Origin of the sequence: Streptomyces sp. NPDC056169, assembly GCF_042268445.1 — a bacterium.
GTDB lineage: Bacteria > Actinomycetota > Actinomycetes > Streptomycetales > Streptomycetaceae > Streptomyces.
Genome location: NZ_JBHJUO010000009.1, coordinates 47,058 through 72,588 on the forward strand (window position 1 = coordinate 47,058; position 25,531 = coordinate 72,588).

Annotated in this window: 16 protein-coding genes; 9 read left to right on the forward strand and 7 right to left on the reverse strand. The window is 73.6% G+C overall.

From position 1 onward, the window contains the following. Nucleotides 1-19: 19 nt before the first annotated feature. The 4 genes from ACFC0G_RS16230 to ACFC0G_RS16245 form a co-directional block, all read right to left on the reverse strand. A complete protein-coding gene (locus tag ACFC0G_RS16230; protein ID WP_376403481.1) occupies nt 20-310 on the reverse strand; it encodes a hypothetical protein in 291 nt (96 codons plus the stop codon). A gap of 110 nt (nt 311-420) precedes the next feature. Further along, nucleotides 421-2,640 carry an NADP-dependent isocitrate dehydrogenase gene (locus ACFC0G_RS16235; RefSeq protein ID WP_376403484.1) on the reverse strand — a complete coding sequence of 740 codons (2,220 nt, stop codon included), beginning with the start codon at nt 2,638-2,640 and terminating at the stop codon, nt 421-423. A gap of 45 nt (nt 2,641-2,685) precedes the next feature. Beyond that, nucleotides 2,686-3,756 (reverse strand): phosphatase PAP2 family protein, encoded by a 1,071-nt coding sequence (locus tag ACFC0G_RS16240; RefSeq protein ID WP_376403487.1) that lies wholly within the window; start codon nt 3,754-3,756, stop codon nt 2,686-2,688. 178 nt (nt 3,757-3,934) lie between these two features. After that, nucleotides 3,935-5,785: a glycoside hydrolase family 15 protein gene (locus ACFC0G_RS16245; protein ID WP_376403490.1), complete on the reverse strand. Its 1,851-nt coding sequence runs from the start codon at nt 5,783-5,785 to the stop codon at nt 3,935-3,937. Between the two features lie 156 nt (nt 5,786-5,941). Between ACFC0G_RS16245 and ACFC0G_RS16250 the strand changes: the two genes are divergently transcribed. The 9 genes from ACFC0G_RS16250 (at nt 5,942) to ACFC0G_RS16290 (ending at nt 18,958) form a co-directional block, all read left to right on the forward strand. Then, complete coding sequence (locus ACFC0G_RS16250; RefSeq protein WP_376403493.1) at nt 5,942-6,715, forward strand: glycosyltransferase family 2 protein; 774 nt, start codon at nt 5,942-5,944, stop codon at nt 6,713-6,715. Nucleotides 6,716-7,353: 638 nt separating this feature from the next. After that, on the forward strand, nt 7,354-8,103 hold the full coding sequence (locus ACFC0G_RS16255; RefSeq protein WP_376403926.1) for a glycosyltransferase: 750 nt from the start codon (nt 7,354-7,356) through the stop codon (nt 8,101-8,103). A 5-nt stretch (nt 8,104-8,108) separates the two neighbouring features. Next, the gene (locus ACFC0G_RS16260) at nt 8,109-9,716 is read left to right on the forward strand and encodes a glycosyltransferase family 4 protein (RefSeq protein ID WP_376403496.1); all 1,608 of its coding nucleotides are present in this window, start codon (nt 8,109-8,111) and stop codon (nt 9,714-9,716) included. Next, the gene (locus ACFC0G_RS16265; protein WP_376403499.1) at nt 9,713-12,142 is read left to right on the forward strand and encodes a lipopolysaccharide biosynthesis protein; all 2,430 of its coding nucleotides are present in this window, start codon (nt 9,713-9,715) and stop codon (nt 12,140-12,142) included. The genes ACFC0G_RS16260 and ACFC0G_RS16265 overlap by 4 nt, the downstream gene beginning before the upstream one ends. Then, nucleotides 12,139-13,986, forward strand: coding sequence for a glycosyltransferase (locus tag ACFC0G_RS16270; RefSeq protein WP_376403502.1), 1,848 nt, complete (start codon nt 12,139-12,141; stop codon nt 13,984-13,986). Before ACFC0G_RS16265 ends, ACFC0G_RS16270 begins: the two co-directional genes overlap by 4 nt. Further along, entirely contained in the window at nt 13,968-14,924 is a 957-nt protein-coding gene (locus ACFC0G_RS16275; RefSeq protein WP_376403505.1) for a PIG-L family deacetylase, read from the forward strand. Before ACFC0G_RS16270 ends, ACFC0G_RS16275 begins: the two co-directional genes overlap by 19 nt. Beyond that, the gene (locus ACFC0G_RS16280) at nt 14,921-16,603 is read left to right on the forward strand and encodes a phospholipid carrier-dependent glycosyltransferase (RefSeq protein ID WP_376403508.1); all 1,683 of its coding nucleotides are present in this window, start codon (nt 14,921-14,923) and stop codon (nt 16,601-16,603) included. Before ACFC0G_RS16275 ends, ACFC0G_RS16280 begins: the two co-directional genes overlap by 4 nt. Next, a complete protein-coding gene (locus ACFC0G_RS16285) occupies nt 16,590-17,681 on the forward strand; it encodes a glycosyltransferase family 4 protein (RefSeq protein WP_376403511.1) in 1,092 nt (363 codons plus the stop codon). Before ACFC0G_RS16280 ends, ACFC0G_RS16285 begins: the two co-directional genes overlap by 14 nt. After that, on the forward strand, nt 17,678-18,958 hold the full coding sequence (locus ACFC0G_RS16290) for a beta-galactosidase (protein WP_376403514.1): 1,281 nt from the start codon (nt 17,678-17,680) through the stop codon (nt 18,956-18,958). The genes ACFC0G_RS16285 and ACFC0G_RS16290 overlap by 4 nt, the downstream gene beginning before the upstream one ends. Before the next feature lie 4 nt (nt 18,959-18,962). Here ACFC0G_RS16290 and ACFC0G_RS16295 read toward each other — a convergent pair whose 3' ends face one another. The 3 genes from ACFC0G_RS16295 to ACFC0G_RS16305 form a co-directional block, all read right to left on the reverse strand. Then, nucleotides 18,963-19,766 carry a class I SAM-dependent methyltransferase gene (locus tag ACFC0G_RS16295; RefSeq protein WP_376403517.1) on the reverse strand — a complete coding sequence of 268 codons (804 nt, stop codon included), beginning with the start codon at nt 19,764-19,766 and terminating at the stop codon, nt 18,963-18,965. After that, nucleotides 19,766-23,182, reverse strand: a complete 3,417-nt coding sequence (locus tag ACFC0G_RS16300; protein ID WP_376403928.1) for an aminotransferase class I/II-fold pyridoxal phosphate-dependent enzyme — start codon at nt 23,180-23,182, stop codon at nt 19,766-19,768. Before ACFC0G_RS16300 ends, ACFC0G_RS16295 begins: the two co-directional genes overlap by 1 nt. 1,307 nt (nt 23,183-24,489) lie before the next feature. Then, nucleotides 24,490-25,524, reverse strand: coding sequence for a LacI family DNA-binding transcriptional regulator (locus ACFC0G_RS16305; protein WP_376403520.1), 1,035 nt, complete (start codon nt 25,522-25,524; stop codon nt 24,490-24,492). Nucleotides 25,525-25,531: the final 7 nt, after the last annotated feature.

Genomic DNA, 25,531 nt, shown 5'->3' on the forward strand with positions numbered 1-25,531 from the left:
GTGATCCGCCGGGCGGGATCTACAACGATGCGCCGGGAAGTGCCGGAACCGTGGCCCCGTGCCCTTCCCTGACTGCCTCCACGACCGCTTCGTGGAGATCGCGGCTCTCCTCCTCCGTCGCGCACGGAACGGGACTGCCCGACATGGTGAACCAGTCGGATGCGCCGCTGTACTGCACGGCCACGCGTGCCTCCCGCTCGGCCCAGGTCGTGTGCACGGTCAGATCGCCCGTGACGACTCCGGCCTCGTCGGTCAGCACCCCACCACGCCCGGTGTAGACACCGGCGGTCGTCCAAGATGCCCAGCTCATCCATCCAGGTTCACACCCGAACGGCGGATGCGCCACCGACGGGACCGCCCCGGCCGGAATCCTTCCGGCCGGGGCGGTCCATGTCGTCCGCCGGGGCGGACGCGCGCGGATCAGACGAGGGACGCGAGGGCCTCGTTCAGGGTGGCGGACGGGCGCATCACGGCCGCGGCCTTGGCCGGGTCGGGCTGGTAGTAGCCGCCGATCTCGGCCGGGGAGCCCTGGACGGCGACGAGCTCGTCGACGATCTTCTGCTCGTTCGCGGCCAGCGTCTCGGCGAGCGGGGCGAAGGCCTTGGCCAGCTCCGCGTCCTCGGTCTGGGCGGCCAGCTCCTGGGCCCAGTAGAGGCCGAGGTAGAAGTGGCTGCCGCGGTTGTCGATGCCGCCGAGGCGACGGGTCGGCGACTTGTCCTCGTTGAGGAAGGTGCCGGTGGCGCGGTCCAGCGTGTCGGCGAGGACCTGGGCGCGGTCGTTGCCCGTGGTCGTCGCGAGGTGCTCGAAGCTGGCGGCCAGGGCGAAGAACTCGCCGAGGCTGTCCCAGCGGAGGTAGTTCTCCTTGACGAGCTGCTGGACGTGCTTCGGGGCGGAGCCGCCGGCGCCGGTCTCGAAGAGGCCGCCGCCCGCCATCAGCGGGACGACCGACAGCATCTTGGCGCTGGTGCCCAGCTCCAGGATGGGGAAGAGGTCGGTCAGGTAGTCGCGGAGGACGTTGCCGGTGACCGAGATGGTGTCCTCGCCGCGGCGGATGCGCTCCAGGGAGAACGCGGTGGCCTCGACCGGGGACAGGATCTTGATGTCCAGGCCCTCGGTGTCGTGCTCCGGCAGGTACTGCTCGACCTTGGCGATCAGCTGCGCGTCGTGGGCGCGCGCGGCGTCCAGCCAGAAGACGGCCGGGGAGCCGGTGGCGCGGGCGCGGGTGACGGCGAGCTTGACCCAGTCCTGGATGGGCAGGTCCTTGGTCTGGCAGGCGCGGAACAGGTCGCCCTCGGCGACCTCCTGCTCCAGGACGACGTTGCCCGCGGAGTCGACGAGGCGGACGGTGCCGGCCTCGGCGATCTCGAAGGTCTTGTCGTGCGAGCCGTACTCCTCGGCCTTCTGCGCCATGAGGCCGACGTTCGGGACGGAGCCCATGGTCGACGGGTCGAAGGCGCCGTGGGCGCGGCAGTCGTCGAGGACGACCTGGTAGACGCCCGAGTAGCTGTGGTCCGGGAGGACCGCGAGGGTGTCGGCCTCCTGGCCGTCCGGGCCCCACATGTGACCCGAGGTGCGGATCATGGCCGGCATCGAGGCGTCGACGATGACGTCGGACGGCACGTGCAGGTTGGTGATGCCCTTGTCGGAGTCGACCATCGCCAGGGCGGGGCCCGCGGCGAGCTCGGCCTCGAAGGAGGCCTTGATCTCCGCGCCCTGCGGGAGGGACTCCAGGCCCTTCAGGACGCCGCCGAGGCCGTCGTTCGGGGTGAGACCGGCGGCGGCGAGCACCTCGCCGTACTTGGCGAAGGTCTCCGGGAAGAAGGCGCGGACGACGTGGCCGAAGACGATCGGGTCGGAGACCTTCATCATCGTGGCCTTGAGGTGCACGGAGAAGAGCACGCCCTCGGCCTTGGCGCGGGCGACCTGCTCGCTGAGGAAGGTGCGCAGCGCGGCGGCGCGCATGACGGCGGCGTCGACGACCTCGCCGGCGATGACCTTCAGCGGCTCGCGGAGCTCGGAGACGGTGCCGTCGGCGGCCGTGAACTCGAAGCGGAGGGTGTCGTCCTGCGCGATGACGGCGGACTTCTCCGTGGAGGCGAAGTCGTTGTCGCTCATGGTGGCGACGTTCGTCTTCGACTCGGAGGACCAGGCGCCCATGCGGTGCGGGTGGGCCTTGGCGTAGTTCTTGACCGAGGCCGGGGCACGGCGGTCGGAGTTGCCCTCGCGCAGGACCGGGTTGACGGCCGAACCCTTGATCTTGTCGTAGCGGGCGCGGACGTCCTTGTCCTGGTCCGTCTGCGGGTCGTCCGGGTAGTCCGGGAGGGCGTAGCCCTGCGCCTGGAGCTCGGCGATCGCGGCCTTCAGCTGCGGGATGGACGCCGAGACGTTCGGCAGCTTGATGATGTTGGCGCCGGGCGTCTTGGCGAGCGCGCCGAGCTCCGCGAGGGCGTCGGCGATGCGCTGGCCCTCCTCCAGGAACTCGGGGAAGACGGCGATGATGCGGCCCGCGAGGGAGATGTCCCGCGTCTCGACCGTGACGCCGGCCTGCGAGGCATACGCCTGGATCACGGGCAGGAACGAGTACGTCGCCAGGGCGGGCGCCTCGTCAGTGTGGGTGTAGATGATGGTCGAGTCAGTCACCAGGGTTCTCCAGCTCCACGTCTGCGTATGCGAGATTGCTCGACATCAAGATATCTCGTGATCGCGGTCCTCCGTAAAGGGCCCCACGAGCTCGCCGTCGGGCGGCGCTCCCGCGGCCTCCACGAAGGGGCCGCCGAGGCGGTACGGGGCGGCGGCCCCGTCCACGTCGACGCGGCGGAGCAGGGTGAGCAGGAGCAGTCCCGCGGCGGCGGTGACGCCCGCGGCGAGGGCCTGTCCGCAGCGGTGCGCGAGCCGGAGCTCGGCGGGGTCGTAGGGGGCGGTGGCGGGCAGGGCGAGGGTGTCGCCGAGGAGCCAGAGGCCGGCGCCGAGTCCCACGGCGGCGAGGGCGGCGAGCGGCACGGTCGCGAGGAGGACGCGTGGGAGGGGGGCGCGGGGGGCGGGGCGGACCTTGCCCCTGCGGGCGAGGAGGGTGGCGAGCCCGCAGAAGACGGCGAGGACGACGAGGGCGGCGGCGATGAGGTCGCCGGGGCGGTGGCCACCCGCCGCGACGGTGTAGGCACCGACGGCTCCGGCCCAGAGGGTGCCGGCGAGGACGGTGAGCCCGCGGTACCGGTACGGGACGAGGAAGGCGAGACCGAAGGCGGTGCCGAGGGCGAGGGTGGTCTGCCCGCTGGGGAAGCCGCTCTGGAGGACGGCTCCGCCGCTGTCGAGGAGGCGGGGGCGTGGCGCGTACCGCTGGAGGAGGCCCGTCAGCGCGAGGGACGTGACGAGGGCGCCGGCGACGGCGCCGGTGAGCGCGTACCGCTTGCGCAGGAGGCCGACGGCGAGCAGCAGGACGCAGCCGAGGACGAGGGAGAGCGTGGTGAGCCCGGCGAGCGAGGGGTGCTCCCGGAGCAGGGTGGCGGCGGCGGTGTCGGCGCGCCGGCCGGTGAGGGCGGCGTCGCCCCAGCGGCGGCCGGTCGCGGTGAGCACGAGGCCCGCGTAGACGACCGTGAGGAGGAGGACGGTCCCGAGGCAGGCACGCCGGGTCCGGGTGCGGACCCTGGTGCTGAAGGAGCCGGCGGCCTCGCCGGCGACGGCGGCGTACCACCAGGTGCCACCGGTCTCCAGCGGCCTCGGGGAGCCGCCGGCGCGGAGCCTGTCGTAGGAAGCCATGCCCCGATTCGAACCCATGCGCGGCGGATCCGCCCGCTGGCTGCACCCGAACGACACGCCGAAGGACCTGGTGGGCGGCGGTGGGGATTCCTCCCGGGTCCTCCCGGCTCCCCTCGTCTCCTCCTGGCCCCTCCCGACCCCTCCCGGCACCTCCCGGTCCTTCCTGGGAGGGGTGGGATCAAGCCACGGCGAGCGGGCGGGGGGCCGTGCGGTCGTGGCGGCGCGTTCCGTACAGCGTGAAGGCCGTGTTCACGAGGGCCACGTGACTGAGCGCCTGCGGCGTGTTGCCGAGCTGGCGGCCGGCCACCGGGTCCCACTCCTCGGAGAGCAGCCCGACGTCGTTGCGGATGGCGAGGACCCGCTCGAAGACGGCCCTGGCCTCGGCGGGGCGGCCGGTCGCGGCGAGGGCGTCGGCGTACCAGAACGTGCAGGCGACGAAGGACCCTTCGGTGCCGCCGAGTTCGTCGAGGGAGTGGGTCCCGCCGTCGCGGACGTCGCCGTACCGGCGCAGGAAGCCGTGGTCGTCGAGGCGGGCCATCGCCGCCACGGTGCCGAGGACCCGGGGGTCGTCGGCGGGGAGGAAGCCGAGCCGGGGGATCAACAGGGCGGTGGCGTCGACCTCGTGGCTGCCGTAGTACTGCGTGAACGACTGCTGTTCCTCGCTCCAGCCGAGGGCGCAGATCTCCGCGTGGAGCTCCCGGCGCAGGGCCTGCCAGCGGCGTACGGAGCCGCGCAGGCCGGCGACACGGGCGAGGCGGACGGCTCGGTCGGCGGCGACCCAGGCCATGACCTTGGAGTGGACGAAGTGGCGGCGCGGGCCGCGGACTTCCCAGATGCCCTCGTCGGGTTCCTGCCAGCGCTTGCCGACGTACTCCAGGAGGGCGGCCACCAGGGCCCAGGCGGGCGGGTCGAGCGCGACCCCGGCCCGGACGGCCGAGTAGACGGTGTTGAGCACCTCGCCGTAGATGTCGAGCTGGAACTGGTCGACGGCCGCGTTGCCGAATCTGACGGGGCGTGAGTTCTCGTAGCCGGGAAGCCAGTCGGCGTACGTCTCGGGGAGCCTGCGCTGCCCTTCGACCCCGTAGAGCGGCTGGAGGTCGGCGGGGTCGCCCGCGACGGCCCGGAGCAGCCAGTCCTTCCAGGCCAGGGCCTCCCGGCGGTATCCGCCGCGCAGCAGGCAGGAGAGCGTGAAGGTGGAGTCGCGCAACCAGCAGAAGCGGTAGTCCCAGTTGCGTTCTCCGCCGATGCTCTCGGGGAGGGAGGCGGTGGCGGCCGCGGCGACTCCGCCGGTGGGGGCGTAGGTGAGGGCCTTGAGGGTGAGGAGGGAGCGGAGGACGGCCTCCCGGGCCGGCCCTTCGTAACGGAGCCCGGCCGCCCAGTCGTTCCAGAAGGCGAGGGTGCGCAGGAGGGTGGCGTCGATCTCGCCGGGTGAGGCGGTGGGGGGCGCGGACACGTGCGAGGGGCGCCAGCCGAGGACGAACGCGACACTGCTCCCGGCGGTGACGGTGAACTCGACGGTCGTGCGGTCCAGGGTGACGACGGGTTCGGCGCCGGGGCCGCAGGAGAGGTAGGCGGCGTCGGGTCCGGCGACGGAGGCGACGGTCCGCCGGTCCACCGCGCGGGTCCAGGGGACGATGCTGCCGTGGTGGAAGCGGAGCCTCAACTCGCCCCGCATGGCGACCCGTCCGGAGATTCCCTCGACCACGCGGACGATCCTGGGCGCGCCCTCGCGCGGATGGCCCGGGGAGCGCGGGGGCATGAAGTCGGTGACCCGTACGGTGCCGTCGAGGGATTCCCAGAAGGTGTCCAGGACGAGCGTGGCGCCCCGGTAACTCCTGCGTGTGCAGTGGGCGCCGCCGGCCGGGGCGAGGATCCACCGGCCGTGACCGGGGTCGCCCAGGAGCGCCGCGAGACAGGCGGGCGAGTCGAAGCGCGGCGCGCACCACCAGTCAATGGACCCGTCGGTCCCAATGAGCGCTGCCGTCTCCAGGTCTCCGACGAGGGCGTAGTCCTCAATTCGCCCTGCCATGCACGGATTGTATGCCGTCCTGGAATCTCGCGCAGAGAGGGAACCGCATTCTTTCGCGGCGCTCCGCATATTCCTGTCGTTTTCTTGACGCTTCGCGCTCCGCGCAGGATTCTGAAATGCACGGGTCCGCCGCGCGGAAGGCCACAGGCCGTACCCATGAGCAGTGACGCGCACCCCCGCCGCCGGTCGACCGACCGGGCACCCGGCTCCGTCACGCGCACGGTGAGCCTCGTCCTGACGGTCCGCCCCGACGGGACGGACCCTGGGCCCGCGCTCGACCTGCTGCTCGACCAGGTGCCGGAGGTCGTGCGGGACGTGGTCCTGATCGGCGGACCGACCGCCGCGAGGCCCGTGCGGGACGGCATGACCGTCCGGACACTCGGGGCCTGGGACTTCACCCGGGGCGACATTCCGCACGCGGGACTGCGCGCGGCGACGGGTGACCTGATCGTGCTGATGAACGCCGACGGAAGCATGTCGCCGCACGAGATCCCGCACTACCTGCATTACCTGGAGAGCGGATTCGATTTCGTCAAGGGATCCCGATTCATCGCGGGCGGGGACGTCGCCGACTATCCGCTCGCACGACGTCTGGGCCACCGCACGCTGCTGCGCGTCGCGCGCCGGCTGTACGGCCAGCAGCTGACCGATCTCTGGTACGGATTCTGCGCGTTCCGGCGCGGTTTCGTCGACCTGCTCGACCTGCGCGAGGACGGTGTCGAGCTGGGCGCGGAGCTCGTGACGCACGCCCTGCACTACGGGCTCCGCGTCGCCGAGGTGCCCAGTCGTGAGCTGCCTCGCCGCCACGGTCCATCACACCCGCGCACGGTCCGTGACGGCGCCCGCATCCTCGGCACGCTCCTCGACGAGCGGCCGCACAACGCCCTCTCGCGGTTCGCCCACGGCCGTTCCCGGCACTCCACCGGTTGACGGATCGCACCCGAGGGGCTAAGGGTGGAAACAGCACCATTTTAGGCCAGACCAGATCAGACCCGATCAGAACAGATCAGGTAAGAGCAGACCCTCGGCAGGGTCGGTTGCCGGAAGAGGCTCGTCGTGACCTCACTCCATTTCAACCGCGCGCCGGCGGCACCCGCTCCGCATCCTCTGCGGCGGGTGACCGACTGGCCCTTCGCCGAGGCCCGGCGCCGTCCGGCCCGCCGCACCCCGCACCTCCCGACCGCGCACCCGGCACGCCGGGTCTCCGACCGGCTCCGCGCCACCGCGCCGCCGCCCCTCAGCAGGGCGTGCAGGCCCCGGGGCGCCGCCCGTCGCCGCCGCGCCCGTACGGTCAGGACGCACGCCCCGCACCGCGACGGCTCCGGCGGCCCAGCCGGATCCGACGGTCCCTCGGGATCCGACGGCCCCCACCGGCCGGACGGCTCTGACGGCTCTGACGGATCCGACGGCCCGGCAGCCCCGGCGTGCCGCGGGCGCAGCGGGTGCCACGAGCGCCGCACGCGCCTCGGGCGCCGCCCCGGCCGACGTACCGCCCCCGCACTGATCGCCGTCCCCCGCCCTTCCGCGCGACCCCCGCGCCGCGCCTTCCCCCGAGGAGGCGAGGCGTGATGGCGACCCCGCGCACCCACGAACCTCTCCCCCGCCGGCTCGTCCGCCCGCCGGTGGAACTGGAACTGCTCATCCCCGCCTTCAACGAACAGCGCCGGCTGCCGTCCACGGTCGCCGCGACCGTCGACTACCTGAGCGAACGGTCCTGGTCCTCGGCGGTCGTCGTCGTCGACAACAACAGCGCCGACGGCACCCTCGACGTCCTCGCCCGCTTCGCCGACTCCCCCGTCCCCGTCCATGCGATCGGCTGCAGCGACCAGGGCAAGGGCGCGGCCGTGCGGCGCGGCATCGAGACCTCGTCGGCCCGGTTCATCGGCTTCGCCGACGCCGACAACGCCACGCCGGTGGACACCCTGGACCGGGTCATGCGGCTGCTGCGGGCCGGGCACGGCGCCGTGATCGCCTCGCGCCACATGCCCGGCGCCCACCTCGACGTGGAGCAGTCGGCACTGCGACGCGGCGGCGGCCTGCTGTTCCGGTCGCTGGCGCACCTGTCGCTGCCCGGCGTCGCCGACACGCAGTGCGGATTCAAGTTCTTCCCCGGCCCGCTCGCCCGCGCGATCGCGCCCCGGTGCCGCATCGACGGCTTCGCCTTCGACGTCGAGCTCCTCGCCCAGGTCGTGCGCGCCGGGCGGGACGTCGTCGAGGTCCCCGTCGTCTGGCACGACGTACCCGGCTCGACGTTCTCGGCACGGCGCGACGGGCTTCGCTCGATGGCCGACCTCCTGCGCATCTCTCTGGCCCGGTGATTCCCGTGACCGCTCCGACCCCCCTGACCGCCCCGGTTCCCGTGACCGCGCTCGACCGGCTCGCCCGCGCCGACCTCGCCTTCCTCAACTGGCGGGACCCCGGGCACCCCGACGCCGGCGGGGCCGAGGCGTACTGCTGGGAGATCGCCCGGCGGTTCGCCGCGGCCGGCGCTCACATCACCCTCGTCTCGTCGCGGTACCCCGGCTCGCGCGCCCTGGAGTACCGCGACGGGATCCGCGTCGTGCGGGCCGGCGGGACGTTCGGCGTGTACGCGTCGGCCGCGGCGCACCTGCTGCGGAACCGTCACGCGTACGACGCCGTCGTCGACTTCCAGAACGGCATCCCGTTCTTCTCGCCACTGTTCACGCCCCGCTGGACCGCGGACATCTGCGTCATCCACCACGTCCACCAGCACCAGTTCGACACCCGGTTCCGCTGGCCGATGAACGCCGTGGGCCGGGTCCTGGAGAAGCAGGTCAGCCGCCGGGTCTACCGGGGACGGCCGGTGGTGGTCGTCTCACCCTCGACCCGCGAGGGCGCCCGGCGCGAACTCGGCTTCGGCAACCCGCTCCACATCGTTCCCAACGGCCGCCCGGGCGCGGCGGCCCGCGCCCCCGCCGGACAGCGGTCCGACCGCCCCGCGGTCACCGTCGTCAGCCGGCTCGTCCCGCAGAAGCGGGTCGACCTGATCCTGCGGGCCGTGCCCGCGCTGCTGCGACGCCGGCCCGAACTGCGCGTCGACATCTGCGGGGACGGCCCGGAGGCGGAGGCGCTGCGGAAGCTCGCCGCCGACCTCGGCGTCGCCTCGGCCGTCGTCTTCCACGGACACGTGACCGAGGAGCGCAAGCAGGAGCTGTTCCACCACGCGTGGCTGACGGTCGTGCCGTCCGTCGCCGAGGGCTGGGGGCTCGCCGTGATCGAGGCGAACACCGTCGGCACCCCCGCCCTCGCCTTCGACGTGCCGGGGCTGCGCGACGCGATCAGGCCGGGCGTCAACGGCTGGCTGCTGGACCCGGACGCGGAGCTCGCGGACGGGATCGACACGGCCCTCGACGAACTGTCCACGCCGGAGACGCGCCGGCTCGCCGCCGCCCGCTGCCGTGCCTGGGCGGCCGCGTTCTCCTGGGACGCCAGCGCCGAGCGGCTCGCGCAGGTCGTCCTGGAGGACGTCCAGCGCATCCACCGCCACCTCCGCTCCCGCCGCTCCGCGAGCGACCTGTCGGTCGTGACCCGCTTCTCCTCCCCCGATCCCGCCGCCACCGAGCGAGCGGTACGGAACTCCCTGCGCCAGACGGACGCCTGGAGCCGTGACGGGAACGTCTTCCGCGTCCTGCTCCACGGCTGCGACGAGGTCCGGGCGCTCGGCGCCCTGCGCCGCCTCGCCGTCGCGGACGCCGACATCGCCCTGGCGAACGGCCACGACGTCCTGGTGGGCGCGGCCGACACCCTCGCGGCGGAGACCCGACCGATGAAGATCCGACCGGCGGAAACCCACCCGTCGAAGACCCACCCTGCGGACACCCTCGCACCGGAGCCCCTCGCGGCCGACACCCTCGCGCCGCGTCCGGACGCCGGAGAGACCCGCTCCACACCGCCCCGGAGCCGGCCGTGACCACCGTCGATCGTGCGATCACCCCGGCGTCCGTCCCGCAGGACGCGGTCACGGCCGTCCACGGCGCGCGCTGGATCGCCACCGCCGCCGTCACGGTCGGTGCGCTGAACTACATGTACGCGCTGGTCCTCACCCGGCTCCTCGACGTCTCCGAGTACGCCACCTTCGCCGCCGGCCAGGGGCTCATCGTGTGCACGGCGGCCGTCGCCGTCGTCACCGTGCCGTGGATGCTGGCGCAGGCGCTCGCGCGGGCCGGCTCGGACACCGAGCGCGCCGAGGCCGTGCGCTTCTCCATCGTCACGTCGATCGCGGGCGGCGCGCTCGCGGCGGTCGTCGTGGGCGCTGTGGCGCGGGAGTTCGCGGGCACGTTGACGACGCTGGTCGTCGCGGGCTCGACCTTCGCCATCTACGTCACCCGGGTGAGCGCCGGCTGGCTCCAGGGCACCGAGCGGCTGCGGACCCTCGCGGTCCTCAACTCCGGCGAGGCCTTCCTCAAGTTCGGTGTGGGGCTGTTCTTCGTCGCGGCGCTCGGCCTCGGCGAGGCCGGTGCACTCGCGGCCTTCGCCGTCGCCGTCCTGCCGTACGCGTTCTTCCTGCCGCACCGGTTCCGCGCCGCGCCTCAACGGCCCTGGCGGGCGGTGACCGTCGACCGGCAGCTGTGGCGGCGCGCCATCGGGGTCGCCTCGCTCCAGGGCGTCGTCGCGATGCTCGCGGCCTCGGACATCGTCCTCGTCGCGATGCTGCCCACCGACCGGTCGGCGGCTGCCAGCTACCAGGCGGCCGTGATGCTCGGCAGGATCCCGCTCTTCCTCGCCGGCGCCGTCTCCATCGCCTTCCTGCCCGCGCTCTCGCGGCGGCGGGCGGGCGACCCCCTGACCGCGGGCGCGCTCCGGATGTACCTCACGGTGGCCGTGCCCCTGACGGTGGTGGCCGCCACGGCGCCCGGAGCCGTCCTGACGGCGGTCTTCCCGGCCGGGTACACGATGGTCTCCACCCTCATGGCCTGCACGGCGACGGCGGGACTCGCGCTCGGCGCGCTCGCCCTCCTCGTGACCTTCGCGCAGGCCGCGAACGACTACGCGTGTCTGCGGACGCTCCTCGTCGGTCTGGGCGTGTACCTCACCGCCCTGGTGACCGGCTGGGCCGTCAACGGCGTGCTGGGCATGGCGATCGGCGGACTGTGCGGGACGGTCGTCGCCCTCGTGCTGCTCGCCGTCCGGCACGCCCGGCAGCACGGCTTCGGGGTCGCGGAGCGGCCGTTCGGCCGTGTCGTGCTGCCCCTCCTCGCGCTCGCCGGAGCGCTCACGCTGCTGCGCCCGTACGCGGTGCTCTGGCTCGTCGCCGCGGTGACGGTCACCGTCGTCGCGCTGTGGCGGTTCTTCGGCCGGCGGAGCAACCCGGTCCCGGCCGGGGAGACCGACGGGACGCCTCCCGCCCCGGTCGCGGGAGCCGTGCCGCCCGAGCGGGGGACCCGGGCCGCGGTCCACGACGAGCACGCCGAGCGGCTCCTCGTCGACACCGTGTGGCGGGGCCGGGTCCGGCCCGCCGGTGCCGAGGAGCTGCGCGGCGCGCTGGCCGCGGCCCGGCGCAACCAGGTCGAGGGACGCCTGGCCCGCGCCTACCCCCGCGAGCTCGCGGGGACGGTCGCCGAGGTGGAGAGCGCGACCGCGCTCTTCCGGCGGAATCTCATCGAGTCCACCGACCTGCTGCGGGCGGCGGGCATCCCCACCGTCCTGATCAAGGCCGACCTCGGCGGCGACTACGTGTACGGCAACTTCGACCTGGTGGTGCCCCCGGGACGCATGCGGGCCGCGCAGACCGCGCTCGACGGCTGGTACGTGCACCGGACGGTCTACTGGCTGGAGCGGACGAGCAAGGTGCTCCTCGAACCGCCGACCGGCCCCGCGGCCCATCTGCACAGCGCGGTCTCGTGGTTCGGCGTGCCGGTGGTCCCCACCGAGCGGCTCTTCGCCCGGGCCGAACGCCCCGGAGCGAACGGCGACCCCGCTGGCGATTCCTCCGCCGACGGCCACGCCTGGCTGGCGCCGTGCCCGTCCGACCGGCTGCGGATCTGGCTGGCCCACGCACTCTTCCAGAACCTGACGCTCGACCTCTCCGAACTGCTCGCGCTGCGCTCGCTGCTGCACCCCGAGATCCTGGCGGAGGCGCGCTGCGAAGCCGTCCGCGAGGGCTGGAGCGCGGGCGGCCGCAGGGCGCTCGACACCGCCGTCGCGGCGATGGCACGGCTCGACCGGGGCGAGTCCGTCCCGCTGCCGCTGCCTCTCCCGGTGGCGACCTCGCTGCGGGTCGGCGCCGAACACTCCGGTCATCTCCTCGTCGAGGGCCGGCTCCGCGCCGCGACCCGCGAGGCGTCGCTGCGGGTACCGCTCGTGGTGGCCAAGAAGCTGAGGGGGCGAATGCCGTGACGACCTCACGAAGCGTTCTCCTTGTCGCGGTGTCCGGTCCGGACGGCGCGGGCAAGTCCTCGCTGGTCCGCAGGCTCGCGACGCTGCTCGGCGAGCGGGGCGTCCCGGTCGCCACCACGCACTGCTACGGCTGCTTCCTGTGCCGCAGTTTCCCGGTTCCCCCGCGGGTGAGGGAAGAAGGGGAACCGGGTGAGCGGTGGGCACGGCGGGCATCGGATCCCGAGCGCCGGGGATCCCTGCCGCGCCGCGCCCACGCGTTCCTCGACGCCGCCGACCTCGCGGCCCGGATCGCGACGGCCCGGCTGACGGCGACCGCGCGGGCGCGCGGGCGGCAGGCCGTGGTCATCACCGACCGCGGGCCCCTCGACGGGCTCGTGAAGTTCAACCTTCCGACCTCGTCGGCGGCGGCGGGCGCCTTCCGCCGGATCGCCGCGCGGTACGGTCTGACGCTCCTCGTGGAGACCGAGCCCGACACGCTGCTCGAACGCGGCTGGGAGGACGTCGCGGGTTCCCCGGCCGCCTGGTGGGCCCGCTACCGGACCTGGGCCACGCGCCTGCCGGGAGTGGCGCGCCTCGACGGCGAGCGGGCCCCGTCGCTCGTGGCGGCCAGCGCTGCGGAGCGGATCCTCGACGTGGTGCGGGAACACGAGGAGAAGAAGGAGCACGGCGGGGACCCGGCGGGCGGGTCCGACACGCGTCCGCACGTGGTCGTGTCGATCTACGACGACGCCGACAACCCCGCCTACCGGGGCGGCGGCGCCCTGGTCGTCGGCAAGGTGGCCCGCAGGCTCGCGGAGGACTTCCGCGTGACGGTGGTGACCGCGGGCCGCAGCGCCGGGACCGAGTACCGCGACGGCATCCGGTACGTCCGGCTGCCGGTGTGCCGGGCGGGTCCGCGCGCCGGGCAGCTGCTGTTCCTGTCGCTGCTGCCGTTCGTGGCCCGCCGCATCCCGCACGACCTGTGGCTGGAGAGCTTCACTCCCCCGTTCTCGACCAGCTTCCTGCCCCTGGTGACCCGCGCCCCGGTCGTCGGCATCGACCAGGGTCGCAGCGCCGAGGCGCTGTGGCACCGCTACCACCTGCCGTTCTTCCTGGTCGAGCGGCTCGGGCTGCGCTTCTACCGGCACCTCGTGACGATGAACGCGGCGGACGGCTCGGCGATCCGGCGGCGCAGCCCCCGGGCCGACGTCCAGGTCATTGCCAACGGCGTGGAGCCGCGCCTCCTCGACGAGTCCCGGCTCGGCGACGGGCAGTTCATCCTCTTCCTGGGGCGGATCGACACCTGGGTGAAGGGCCTCGACCTGCTCCTCGACGCCTACGACCGGGCCGCGCCCCCGCTGGAACTGCTGCTCGCGGGCAGCGGCACACCGGCCGAGGAACGCCGGCTCGAGGCCCTCGTCGCCGCCCACACCCGGGGGCCCGAGCCCCGGATCCACTGGGTGGGCTACGCCGACGAGGCGCGCAAGCGGCAACTGCTGCGCGACAGCGCCTTCCTCGTGGTGCCCTCCCGTCACGAGACGTTCGGTCTCGTCGCGCTCGAAGGCATGTCGTACGGCAAGCCCGTCCTCCACTTCGACCTGCCCGCCCTGCGCTGGATGCGCGACGGCGGCGAGGTGACCGTCCCGCCGTTCGACGTGGCGGCCCTCGGCGAGCGGATGGGCGAACTGGCCCGCGACGCCACGCTCCGTCGCGACCTGGGCCGCCGCTCCGCGCTCGCCGCCCAGCACTACACCTGGGACGAGATGACGGGCCGCTATCTGGCCCTGGCCCACCGTCTTCTGGACACACCCGCCCACACCCGGCGGCAGAGGAAGAGGGGGACGTCATGGCAGACGACCCGCTGACCAGCTTCGTCCGGACCGTCGTCGGATCCGGCGCCCCCATACTCGTCCTCTCTCCGCACCTGGACGACGCCGTGCTCTCCTGCGGCGGGCTGCTCGGCTGGGCCGGGCGGCGGGCGCCGGTGACGGTCGCCACGCTGTTCACGGAGGCCACGCCACCGCCGCACACCCTCTCGGCCCGGCAGTACCTGAAGCAGACGGGGGCCGGGGACGCGGAGGAGCTGTTCGCCGACCGGCGGGCGGAGGACCGGGACGTCCTGGGCCTGCTCGACGTCGGCGTGCTCCACGTCGGCCTCGTCGACGGGCTGTTCCGCCGCCTCGCGCGCCCCCGCGCCGGTACGGAACGGCTCGCCCGGCTGCTGCCCGAGCTGGCCCACGTGTACCCGACGTACCGGCTCCACCTGTCCCGGGGCCGGGTCTCCGCCCGCGACGACGACACGCTGCGCGCGGTCCGCGAGACCGTCGAGGCGCTGCTGCCCGCGTGCTCCGGCGGCGTGGTGCTCGCGCCGCTGGGCGTCGGCGGGCACGCCGACCACGTCCTCGTCCGCACCGCCGCCGAGCGGAGCGGCCGCCGGGTCGTGTACTACAGCGACTTCCCGTACAACCAGCACGCCGCCGCCGACGCCGGGTTCACCGGGCGCCACCGGCTCGTGGCCCGCGCCTGGGAGCGGGGCCTCGACCGGAAGGCCGAGCTGATCCGGGGCTACCGGACGCAGGCCGACGCGCTGTTCCCCGAGGGGCGGATCCCGCGCGTGCCCGAGGTGTACCTGATGCCCGAGTCCGATGCGGCACCTTCCGCGCCCGAACCCGGCACTCCCGAATCCGCCGTTTCCGGGCCCACCGCTTCCGGGCCCACCGCTTCCGGGCCCACCGCTTTCGAACCCACCCGTGCCGTCCCGGAGGATCCCCGCCGGGCCCGTACCGCCGGAGGTGTGTCGTGACGTTCTCCCGTACGACCGCGGCCACCGCCGCCGCCGTCGAGCCGGTGTCGCCGCCGCGACCTCGACCGCGCCCCCGTTCCCGGGACCGCATGCCGGTGCCGACGGTCGTCTGGGCCGCCCTCGCCGCCGTCGTCACGACGGCCCTGCGACTGGTGCAGATCGGGCGCGCGGGCGACCTGTTCGTCGACGAGACGATCTACCGCCAGCTGGGCGTCAGCGCCGGTCAGGGCGAGTTCCCGCGCACCGACGAAGGCCTGTTCTTCCTCCACCCGCCCGGTCACTTCTACATGGAGGCGGGCTGGGCACGGCTCGTCGGGGACCACTCGGACGTGATCGCGAGCGTGCACTCGATGCGGGTGCTCAACGCGCTCCTCGCCGGCGTCACGGCGGCCCTGATCGTCTTCCTCGTCGCCCGGGTCCGCTCGCGCGGCGCGGGCCTGTTCGCGGGGCTCGTGTTCGCCCTGGACCAGTTCTGCATCCGGCAGAACGACCGGGTGCTCCTGGAGACCGGGACGATGGTGTGGGTGCTCGCCGGCTACCTGGTCCTCGTCGGGCTCACCCGGCCCGAACCGCCGCCACGGGCGCGGGGCCGGGCGCTGCTCGCCGGTTTCCTCCTCGGTCTCGCGGTCCTGACGAAGGACCACGCGGCACTCATCACGGTGCTGCCGCTGCTCGTCGCCCTGCTGCTCGGCTGGGGACCGCCCCGGCGGCTCGTGGCCCTCGCCCTCACGACGATCGTCGCCATGTACGGCGTGTACGTGGCGCTGATCGCCGGGTTCGGGCACTTCGACGAGTTCTGGTTTGCGAAGACGTCCGGCGTGCGTCGCCTGCTCGGCCTCGAGCAGGAGACCGGCTTCAACGCCCCCGGCACTCCCTCGCTCTCGGGGCGGCTCCTCGACGAGCTTCCGGGGTACACGACCACCTATCTACTGCTCGTGCTGACGCCGGTGGCGCTGGTGCTGCTCCTGCGTCGCAAGGAGCCGGTCTACCGGCTGCTCGCGCTCTTCCACGCCTCGGCGATCGTCACCCTGGGGTACGCGCTGAGCATCGGGACCCTGGAGGAGCAGGCCCTGTACCTGCTGTTCGTGCCGAACCTGGTGGCCCTCGCCGTCACCGTCCCGGTGCCGCACGTCGGGCGGCGCGTCCTGCGGACGGCCGTCATCGGCGCCCTCGCCGCCATGCTCGCGGTGCCCGCCGTCGTGTACGCGCAGAGCCGCTGGACAGCCGACGACGGCTTCTCCCGGCTCCGGTCGTACCTCCTGACCAACGTGCCGGCGGGGAGCGGAATCGTCACCGTGGACGGACAGCGGACGCGGGGCGTGACGAGCTGGGCCTTCGACGACACCTACCGGCTCGGCAACTGGACGACGCCCGAGGCGCGGGCCGCGGAGAACGCCACGTATCTGATCGTGCCCTGGAAGGTCATCGAGCAGGGGTACGGACGCTCCAGCCTCGCGGAGGTCCATGAGCTCACGGACGGACTGCGGCCCGTGTTCTCCTTCGACGGGCCCACGTACGGCACGCTGGCCCTGTACCGGCTGCCGGCGCCGCTGCCCGGACCGGACATCGCCGACCTGGCGGTGCCCTCGGCGGCCTCGACGGGACCTCTGCTCCCGGCCCCCGGCCCGCTGGGCCCGGCCGCGACGACGGGCACGGAGGTGCGTGATGGCCCGCCGTGACCGGCCTCGTGTCCTGCTCCTGACCAGCAGCCCGCTGGACGGGGCGGAGGGGTGCGACGTCCGGCTCGCCTCGAACGTCCTCGAAACGCTGCCGGACTTCGACTTCGTCTGGTTCACGCAGTGGCCGGAAGGACGGCAGGACCCGCCGCGGCGCGGGCGCCCGGTCCGCATCCTCTCCCGGGACGGCGTCCCCCACATCCCGCAGCGGATCCAGGCCGCGCTCGCCGGGGCCGTGTTCGCCCGCCGGGTCGACCTCGTCCACGCCTTCCTCACCGTCGGCCGCACCTTCCCGGTCTTCTCCCGGCTCCGCCCGCTGCTCCTCGGGGGACGACCGGTCGTCCACACCGTGCCCGGCGTGATGGACTCCCGCTTCCTCACCCACACCAGGCCCCTGGGGACGACGGTCGCCCTGTCGGAGTCGATGGCGCGGCGGCTGCGGGCCGCGGACTTCGGGGACGTACGGGTGATCCCTCCCATGATCGACCTGGACGCGTGGCCGTATCTGCCGCGCCCGCGGGGATATCCGGTGGTCCTCTTCGCCGGGCACCACGATCCGAAGGGCGGCGCGGATGCGGCGATCGACTCGGCAGCGGAGGCCTGGCGGGAGGGGGCGAGGTTCCGGCTGGTCCTCGCGATGCGCGGGCGTCCGGGGCAGAACCCCACGCTGCTCAACGAGGCGCTGCGGGAGCGGGCCGGAGCGGCCGGACTGCCCGACGTCGAGGTCATGGGGTACGTCGAGGACATGCGGGCCCTGATCGCCACGGTCCACGTGCTGCTCTTCCCGCCGACCGTGCTCGGCGGGAAGGCGGACATCCCGCTCACCGTGCTCCAGTCGCTGGCCTCCGGCCGACCGGCGGTCCTCAGTGACCTGCCCCAGTTCGCGGACTTCGGCCACGCCGTGCTGCGGGCGCCCACGGGCGACGCCCGCCGCACCGGGCAGCAGCTCGCGTGGCTCCTCGACCAGCCGCGTTCCTGGGACGTGCTCGCGGAGCGGGGCCGGTCGCTGATCGAGGACCACTTCGGTCCCGAACGGTTCGCCGCCCGGCACGCGGCGCTCTACCGGGAGCTCCTGTCATGACCGGGCCCCGGTGGGCGGGGGTGCTCACGGCCGTCACCGTCCTCGTCGTCGTCGCTCTGCTCGTCCTGCTCACGGGCGCGCCGGGCGGGGCGCGCCGGTCCGATCCCGGGCCGGACCCCGGGCGGTACTGGTACGGCACGCTGCAGACCGATCCGGAGAAGGCGCGCACGGAGTACGAGCACGGCATCCGGGTCGCCCACCTCCAGATCGACTGGAGCAGGTTCGAGCCGGAGCAGGGCGTGTACGACGAGGCGTACGCGCGGGAGATCGCGGACCGGCTGCGGGAGTTCCGCGACGCGGGACTGCGGGTCGAGGCGGGGCTCGGTCTCAACCATCCGCCGCCCTGGCTGCGGGACGCCTTCCCCGAGTCGGTCTTCGAGAACCAGTTCGGCAAGCAGACGGACACCACGCCGAACATCGTCTTCAGCGAGCCCGTACGGGAGCACGTCGCCGCCTACGCACGGGCCGTGGACCGGCTCGTCGGGCTGGAGAACTTCTGGGCGATCCGGGTCGGCATCAACGAGAGCGGTGAGTTCGCCTATCCGGCGCCGCTGTCGGAGGGCAGCGGCAAGGCCGAGTTCTGGGCGTACGACCGGCACGCCCAGGAGAGCAGCCCGTTCCCGGGGTGGCGGCCCGGGGACCGGACCTACAACGGGAAGCCGTTCACCCGCGCGCAGGTGGCGCGCTGGTACGACTGGTACGCGGGTGCGCTGGCCGGGGCCGTGAACTGGCAGCTCGACCTGTACGCCTCGCTCGGTCACACCGGCCCGCTCAAGGTCCTCGTGCCGGGGGCCGGCTTCTACCCGTCCGACCTGCGGGCGGCCCTCGACGCCCGGCTCGTGGGCTCCCCGTCGATCCGGCTGGTGGGCCGCGCCGCGGGATTCTTCCTGACCCTCGGGCGCCTCGAGCACCGGGACCAGGTGCGGATCGTGACGACCGCCCTGGTCGACGGCACGGGCGACCCCGACGACAACGGCTGCGCGCCCGGCGACGCGAAGGTGGACGTGAAGAACCCGGACGACGCGACGGTGCGGGACTGGTCGTCGTCCCGGTGGGTGGCGGCCGTGGCCCGGAGCGCGGGGTTCACGCGGCTGACCGGGGAGAGCGCGGGCCCTCAGGTGGCCGAGTACCGGCCTGGGGTGACGGAGAAGGCGTACGAGCAGATGGCCTCCTGCGGCCTCGAGGGCATGATGTGGGCCTTCGACTGGCAGCTCTACGACGGGACGCCGGGCTCCTCGCTCGCGGACTACGCGGAGACGATCCGGCGGCACCCCTGAGGCGTCACCGGCCGGCCCGCGGAGCGGGAGTGTCCCGCCGCAGCGCGGTCAGGAGCAGGATGCCGGTGTCGCCGTACTCGGGCAGGGTGCGGTCCTTCGCCAGCCGCTCGACGCGCAGGCCCGTGGTGTGTGGCGCGAAGACGGCCCGCAGGGCGGCCGCGTCGACCGGACAGGCCGGCCAGACCGGTCCCGTACCGATGCGGTAGCTCGGCATGCGTTCCATGAAGGAGGCCACGAGCCGGCCGCCGGGGCGGACCGCCCGGACGAACGCGTCGCAGAGGGCGGTGAACTCGGCGAAGTCCTCGGTGACGCTCTCGGCGACGAAGTTCATCGACGCGAGGGCGTACGTGCCGTCGGTCAGGTCCTCCGCGACGCCCCGCACGACCCGGACCCGGCGGAGGGCGTCCGCGCAGCTCGCCGGGAGCGCGGGGTCGAGGCCGCGGCACAGCGCGTAGAAGGACCGCCAGCTGTCGTCGGGGCCGTCGGCGAGCTGGTGCCGCAGGTAGCGGACGCTCGCCGCGCTCGGTTCCAGGGCGTCGATGCGGCGGCTCGCGGCGCCGGCGAGCATGAGGGGGTACAGGTTGGGGCCCGCGCCGAGTTCGAGGGTGCGGGGGAGGCTGCCGGGGGCGATGGTCCGGTAGACGGCGGCGTGGTGACGGATGACGCCGATGTCGCAGGGGTGGAGCCTGCGGTAGTTCTCGGCGAGGTAGTCGGCGACGGGCCAGGCGTTCCAGTCGGCGTCCTTGTTGCGGCGCGGCCCCGCCCGGTCCGGCGGGTACGCCCGGCCGGCGACCCCGGCCCTGTCCATCACCGCTCCGGGGGCCGGCGGCCGGCCGTGACGGCGCCGGGGCGCGGGGTGTCGGCGTGCTGGAGGGTGAACCGCTCGGCGAGCGCCGTGAGGACCTCGCAGAGCCGGCCGATCTCCTCGTCGGTGTTGGCCGCGGTGACCTGGATGCGGAAGCCGACGCGGTCACGCGGCACGAGCGGGTAGGAGGCGAGCGTCACGTAGATCCCGTGCTCCCAGAGGAAGGCGGCGACGCCGTCGAGGTCCGCGGAGTCGGCGAGCGGGATCTCGATGATCGGGAGTCCGTCCGTGTTCGGGGTGGCGAGGCCGAGGCCCCGGACGTGGGCGAGGACCCGGGCCGTCTTGCGGTAGAGCCCGGCCCTGATCTCGTCGCCGCGCTCGTCGTTGACGTCGAGCCCGGCGAGGGCGGTGGCGAGCGAGGCCGTCGGCGAGGGCCCGGAGTAGAGGTACGGGGCCGCGGCCACCTTCAGATGCTCCTTGAGCCACTTCGGGACGGCGAGGAAGGCGAGCAGCGAGGAGAAGGCCTTGGAGAAGCCGCCGACCAGGATCAGGTCGTCGTAGGTCTCGCCGAGGTGGCGGACGATGCTGTTGCCGCGCGAGCCGTACGGGCTGGTCTCGCCGGGGCCGCGCTCGCCGATGACGCCGAAGCCGTGGGCGTCGTCGACGTACAGCAGGGCGCCGTTCACCCGGCAGATCCGGGCCACGGTGGGCAGGTCCGGGAAGTTGCCGGTCATGCTGTTGACGCCGTCCATGCAGACGAGCCGGCCCGCGTCGCCGGGTGCGCCGCGGAGGAGGGTCGCCAGCTCCTCGGGGCGTTCGGAGCGGAAGCGGTGGATCTCGGCGCCCTGGCCCCGGGCGGCGACGCAGCCGTCGTACACGGTGCGGTGGGCCTGTGCCTCGACGAAGACCTGGCCGGTGCCGGCGAGGAGCGGGATGACGGACTGGTGGATGAGGGTGATCGTGGGCAGCAGGAGGGTGTCGGGGGCGCCCAGGAGCTCGGTGAGCCGCTCCTCGATGCGCGGGTAGAGCCGCGGGCTGCCGATGAGCCGGGACCAGCTGGGGTGGGTGCCCCACCGTCTGACCTCGGGCTCGATCGAGGCCATGATCGTGGGGTCGAGGTCGAAGCCCAGGTAGTTGCAGGAGGCGAAGTCGACGAGCCAGTCGTCGCCGATGCGGATGCGGCGGCCGTCGACCTCGTCGATGACGGCGTCGCACATGAGGCTGGTCCGCTGGAGGTGCTCCAGGTCGCGCCAGCGGGACGGGCGCGGCGGGCGGCCGGTCCGGGCGGCGGCGCTCGGCGGGGTGATGCCGGCGGCGGTGACGGTTCCGGCGGTGGCCGGGGGGGCCTGCGGAGTGGGGCGGACGGCGGGCTGGGGGCCCACCGGCGGGGCGCGGTGCAGGTACGACTCGGCCTGGTGGGCGGTCATCGGCCGGGCGAAGAGGTAGCCCTGACCGTAGCGGCAGCCCATCTCGGCGAGGAGCTCCCGCTGCTCCTCGTGCTCGATGCCCTCGGCGACGACCATGAGGCCGAGGACGTCGGCGATGCGCACGATGCCCTCGACGAGGGCGACCTGCTGGGGGTCGGTCGTGATGTCGTCGATGAACGACTTGTCGACCTTGAGGATGTCGATGGGGAACTCGCGGAGATAGCTGAGCGAGGAGAATCCGGTGCCGAAGTCGTCGATGGCGATGGAGACCCCGAGGTCCTTCAGGGCCGCCATGGTCGTACTGATCTGGGTGTCCTGGCGCATGAGGACGGTCTCGGTGAGCTCCAGGACGAGCGAGCCCGGGGCGAGACCGGAGGAGCGGAGGGTGCGCCGTACCCCGTCGAGGAAGCCCGGGTCGCGGAACTGGCGGGCGGAGACGTTGACGTTGGCGTACAGGGGTGGGCGGCGCGGGCGGGAGCGCTGCCAGCGGGCGATGTCGAGGGCCGCGTGTTCGAGGACCCAGGCGCCCAGCGGCATGATGTGGCCGCTCTCCTCGGCGAGGGTGATGAACTGGTCGGGCGGCACCATCCCGCGGCGGGCGTGGGGCCAGCGGATGAGCGCTTCCAGGCCTGCGGGGGCGCCGCCCTCGACCTCGACGATGGGCTGGTAGCGCAGGGCGAAGGCGTGGTCGGCGATGGCCGTGTCCATGCCCGCCTGGAGTTCGTGCCGGGCGACGAGCCGGGAGTGGAGCTCGGGGTGGAAGAGCCGCCACCGCTTCTTGCCGGCCGCCTTCGCGGCGTACAGGGCGAGGTCGGCGTGGCCGAGGAGCTCCTCGGCGTGCGCGCTGTCGAGGACGGTCGCGATGCCGACGCTGGTGGAGACCGATACGGCTCCGTCGGTGAGGTGGAAGGGCTGGCTGAGGGTGTGCACGATCTCGGCGGCGAGGGTCTCGGCGTCCCGGGGTTCCCTGGCCCCTTCGATGAGGACGGCGAACTCGTCGCCGCCGAGCCGGGCCGCCGTGTCGGTGAGCCGCAGGACGGAGGTGAGGCGGCGGGCGACGGCGACGAGGAGTTCGTCGCCGACGGAGTGCCCCATGGTGTCGTTGACGACCTTGAAGTCGTCGAGGTCGACGAAGAGCATGCAGGTCAGGGTGGACTCGCGGCGGCCGCGGAGCAGGGCCCGCTCGATCCGTTCGAGCAGCAGGACCCGGTTGGGGAGGCCGGTGAGGGAGTCGTGGAAGGCCCGGTGGGTGAGCTCCCGTTCCAGTTTCCGCTGTTCGGTGACGTCCCGGAGGGTGAGGACGAGACCGTGGACGGTGCGTTCGTCGCGGAGGTTGCTGCACCGGACCTCGACCTGGAGGTCGGCGGAGCCGCCGGAGCCGCCGGAGCCGCCGGGGCCGCCGGGGCCGCCGTGGAGCAGCTTCCAGTCGTCGCGGGCGTCGACGGACGTGCGGGACCGGGCGTCGGCGAGGACGCGCAGGGCGCTGGCCTTGTCGGCGGGGGCGAGCAGCTCGGTGAGCGGGGTGCCCGGGAGCAGGGAGTGACCGAACATGGACTCGGCGGACGGGCTGGCGTACCGGACGGTGTCGTCGTCGTCGACGATGAGGATGACGTCCGAGGTGTTGTGCACGAGCGTGCGGAAGTACGCCTCGCTCGTCCGGCGGTTGACCTCCTCGGTCAGCCCGAAGCGTTCCAGGGCGAGGGCCGCCTGGGAGGCGAGCGACTGGGCGGGGCCCGCGATCTCGGAGAGCTTCTTCTCGGGTCCCGCGAGGAGCAGCACGCCGAGCAGCGGTTCGCGTCCGGCGGGGGTCTGGAGCTCCAGGGGGCAGAGCAGGGCGTGCGACTCGGGCGCCACCTCGGCGGCGACGGCGGGGTCGAGGCGGGTCACGGGGAGGATCCGGGTGCCGTGGGCGACGAGCTCGGGCCAGGCCGTCGCGGGAGGGACGGTGAGCCGGTCGGTGCGGCAGCTCCACGGGTGGGCCACGGTCGCCACGGCGTTGAGGCCGCCCCGGCGGTCCCGGGTGAGGAGCAGGACGCGGTGGTCGGTGCCGGGGCCGAAGAGCGTGGCGGAGGCGGTCTCCACCGCTCCGCCGACCTCGCGCGGGCTCAGGGCGGCGACGAGGGAGGCGGCGGCGACGCGGAGGCTGCGTTCGCGTGCCTCGGCCTTCCCGTGGGCGTTCATCATGCTCCACAGCCGGGCGAGGACCAGCAGGAACATGAGGGCCGAGAAGATCGCGATGACGCCGATGTCCTGGTCCCCGTCGTCGCGGAGGGACTGGAGGAGGAGCAGGGCGGGGGCGATGAGCGAGGCGCCGGCGAGGAGCGCGAGTCGGCGCTCCGCGACGCGGGGTGTCGGCTCGGGGGCCCGTTCGGTCAGCCCGGTCATCGAGGGGTGGAGGGCGGCGAGGCCCCAGGCGGTGAAGAACACGACCCAGCCGAGGTCGAAGGGCGTGCCGACCTGCCAGGTGCCGTTGAGCTGGAGGGCGCCGTAGATGACGTCGGAGGTGAGGATGCCGCAGGTGCCGAGGGTGAGGAGCTGCACCGACCGGGAGCGCAGGCCGCCGGGGACGAGCAGCCGGGCGAGCATCGCGAGCATCAGGACGTCGCCGAGGGGATAGGCGATGGAGATGGCCTTCTCGATCCAGGTCATGTCCTCGCTTCTGGCGAGCGGGGTGATGAGGTTGACCCAGGAGAGCAGCGCGAGTCCCGAGGTGAGGATCAGCGCGTCGAGGACGACCGCGAGGTCGCGGCCGGCGGCCCGGTAGCGGATGAAGCCGAACAGGCCGATGGCGAACAGCGGGTACGTGGCCAGGTAGAAGGCGTCGGCGACGGAGGGGAAGGGCCTGGTCTGCCCGAAGAAGGCCTCCAGGGCGTTGTAGGCGGTGTCGCCGGCGACGAAGGCGAAGTTGGCGGCGGCCAGCACCAGCCAGGGCCAGCGCCGGGCGGGCCGGTGGAGACGGACGCCGATGAGGATGGCGGCGACGCCACCGAGACCGATGAGTGCCCAGAGGACGGTGTGGCGGGCGGGGAACTGCAGGTACGCGACAGTCAGCAGGGTCACGACCAGGAGATAGACCAGCGTCCACGTGCGGAGTGACGCGGACGCGCTGAGTGACCGGATCGGCTTCCGCAACGCCATCGTCGACCGCCCCCTTGCCGGGTCGGACGCCGAGGGGAGCGCCCTGGTCGCGGAGACGGAATCCGTACGGACCCCGTACGGAGTCCATTCTCCGGGGGCCCGGAGACGGCTGCATCTCGGCCGTCGCCTCCCGGCCGTGCGGGGCGCCTTCGCGGGACCCGTCAGGAGGAGGCTCGGACGACCAGTTCGGTGGGCAGCATCCGGCGGGGCTGTTCGTCCGGCTCGCTGGGCGCGACGATCTCCTGGAGGAGCAGGCGCGCCATGGTGCGGCCCATCTCCTCGATGGGCTGCCGGACGCTCGTCAGCGGCGGGTCCATGTGCCGGGCGACGGCCGAGTCGTCGACGCCGACGAGCGCGACGTCCTCGGGGACCCGGCGGCCCGCCTCGCGCAGCACCGCGCGCGCCCCGGCCGCCATCACGTCGGAGGCGGCGAAGACGGCGTCCAGGTCCGGCCTGCGGTCCAGGAGTTCCCGCATGGCGCGCCGGCCGCCCTCCTCGGTGAAGTCGCCGTTGACGACGAGCGCCTCGTCGTGTGCGAGCCCGGCGTCCGTCAGGCCCTCGCGGTAGCCGTCGAGTCGGCAGCGGGCCACGTACATGTCGAGGGGGCCGGTGACGGTGGCGATCGCGCGCCGGCCGCGCGCGGCGAGATGGGCGACGGCGGTCCGGCCCGCGCCGGTGTTGTCGGAGTCGACGAAGGCGACGCGCTCGTCCTCGCGGCGGCGGCCGTTGAGGACGGCGGGCAGGCCGAGGGCGCGGACCTGGTCGGGGAGCGGGTCGTCGCCGTGCACGGAGACGAGCAGGACGCCGTCGACGCGTTGGGCCGCGAGGTACTGCTCGAAGCGCTGGCGCTCCTGCTCGCTGCGGATCAGGGTGAGCAGCAACTGCTTGTCGGCGTCGGCGAGTTCGGCGCTGACGCCGCGGATGATGTCGAGGAAGTAGGGCTCGGCGAAGAGCCGTGCCTCGGTCTCGGGGATCACCAGGGCGACGGCGTCGGTGCGGCTGCCGGCGAGGGCGCGGGCGGCCCGGTTGGGGACGTAGCCGAGTTCGGCGACGGCCTGTTCGACGGCGGCCTTGGCCTGTTCGCTGACCTTCGGGGAGCCGTTGATGACCCGGGAGACCGTGCCGCGGCCGACTCCGGCCCGGGCCGCGACCTCTTCCAGGGTGGGCCTGCCGGTCTGCCGTCCGCTCACCGCCATGTGCCGC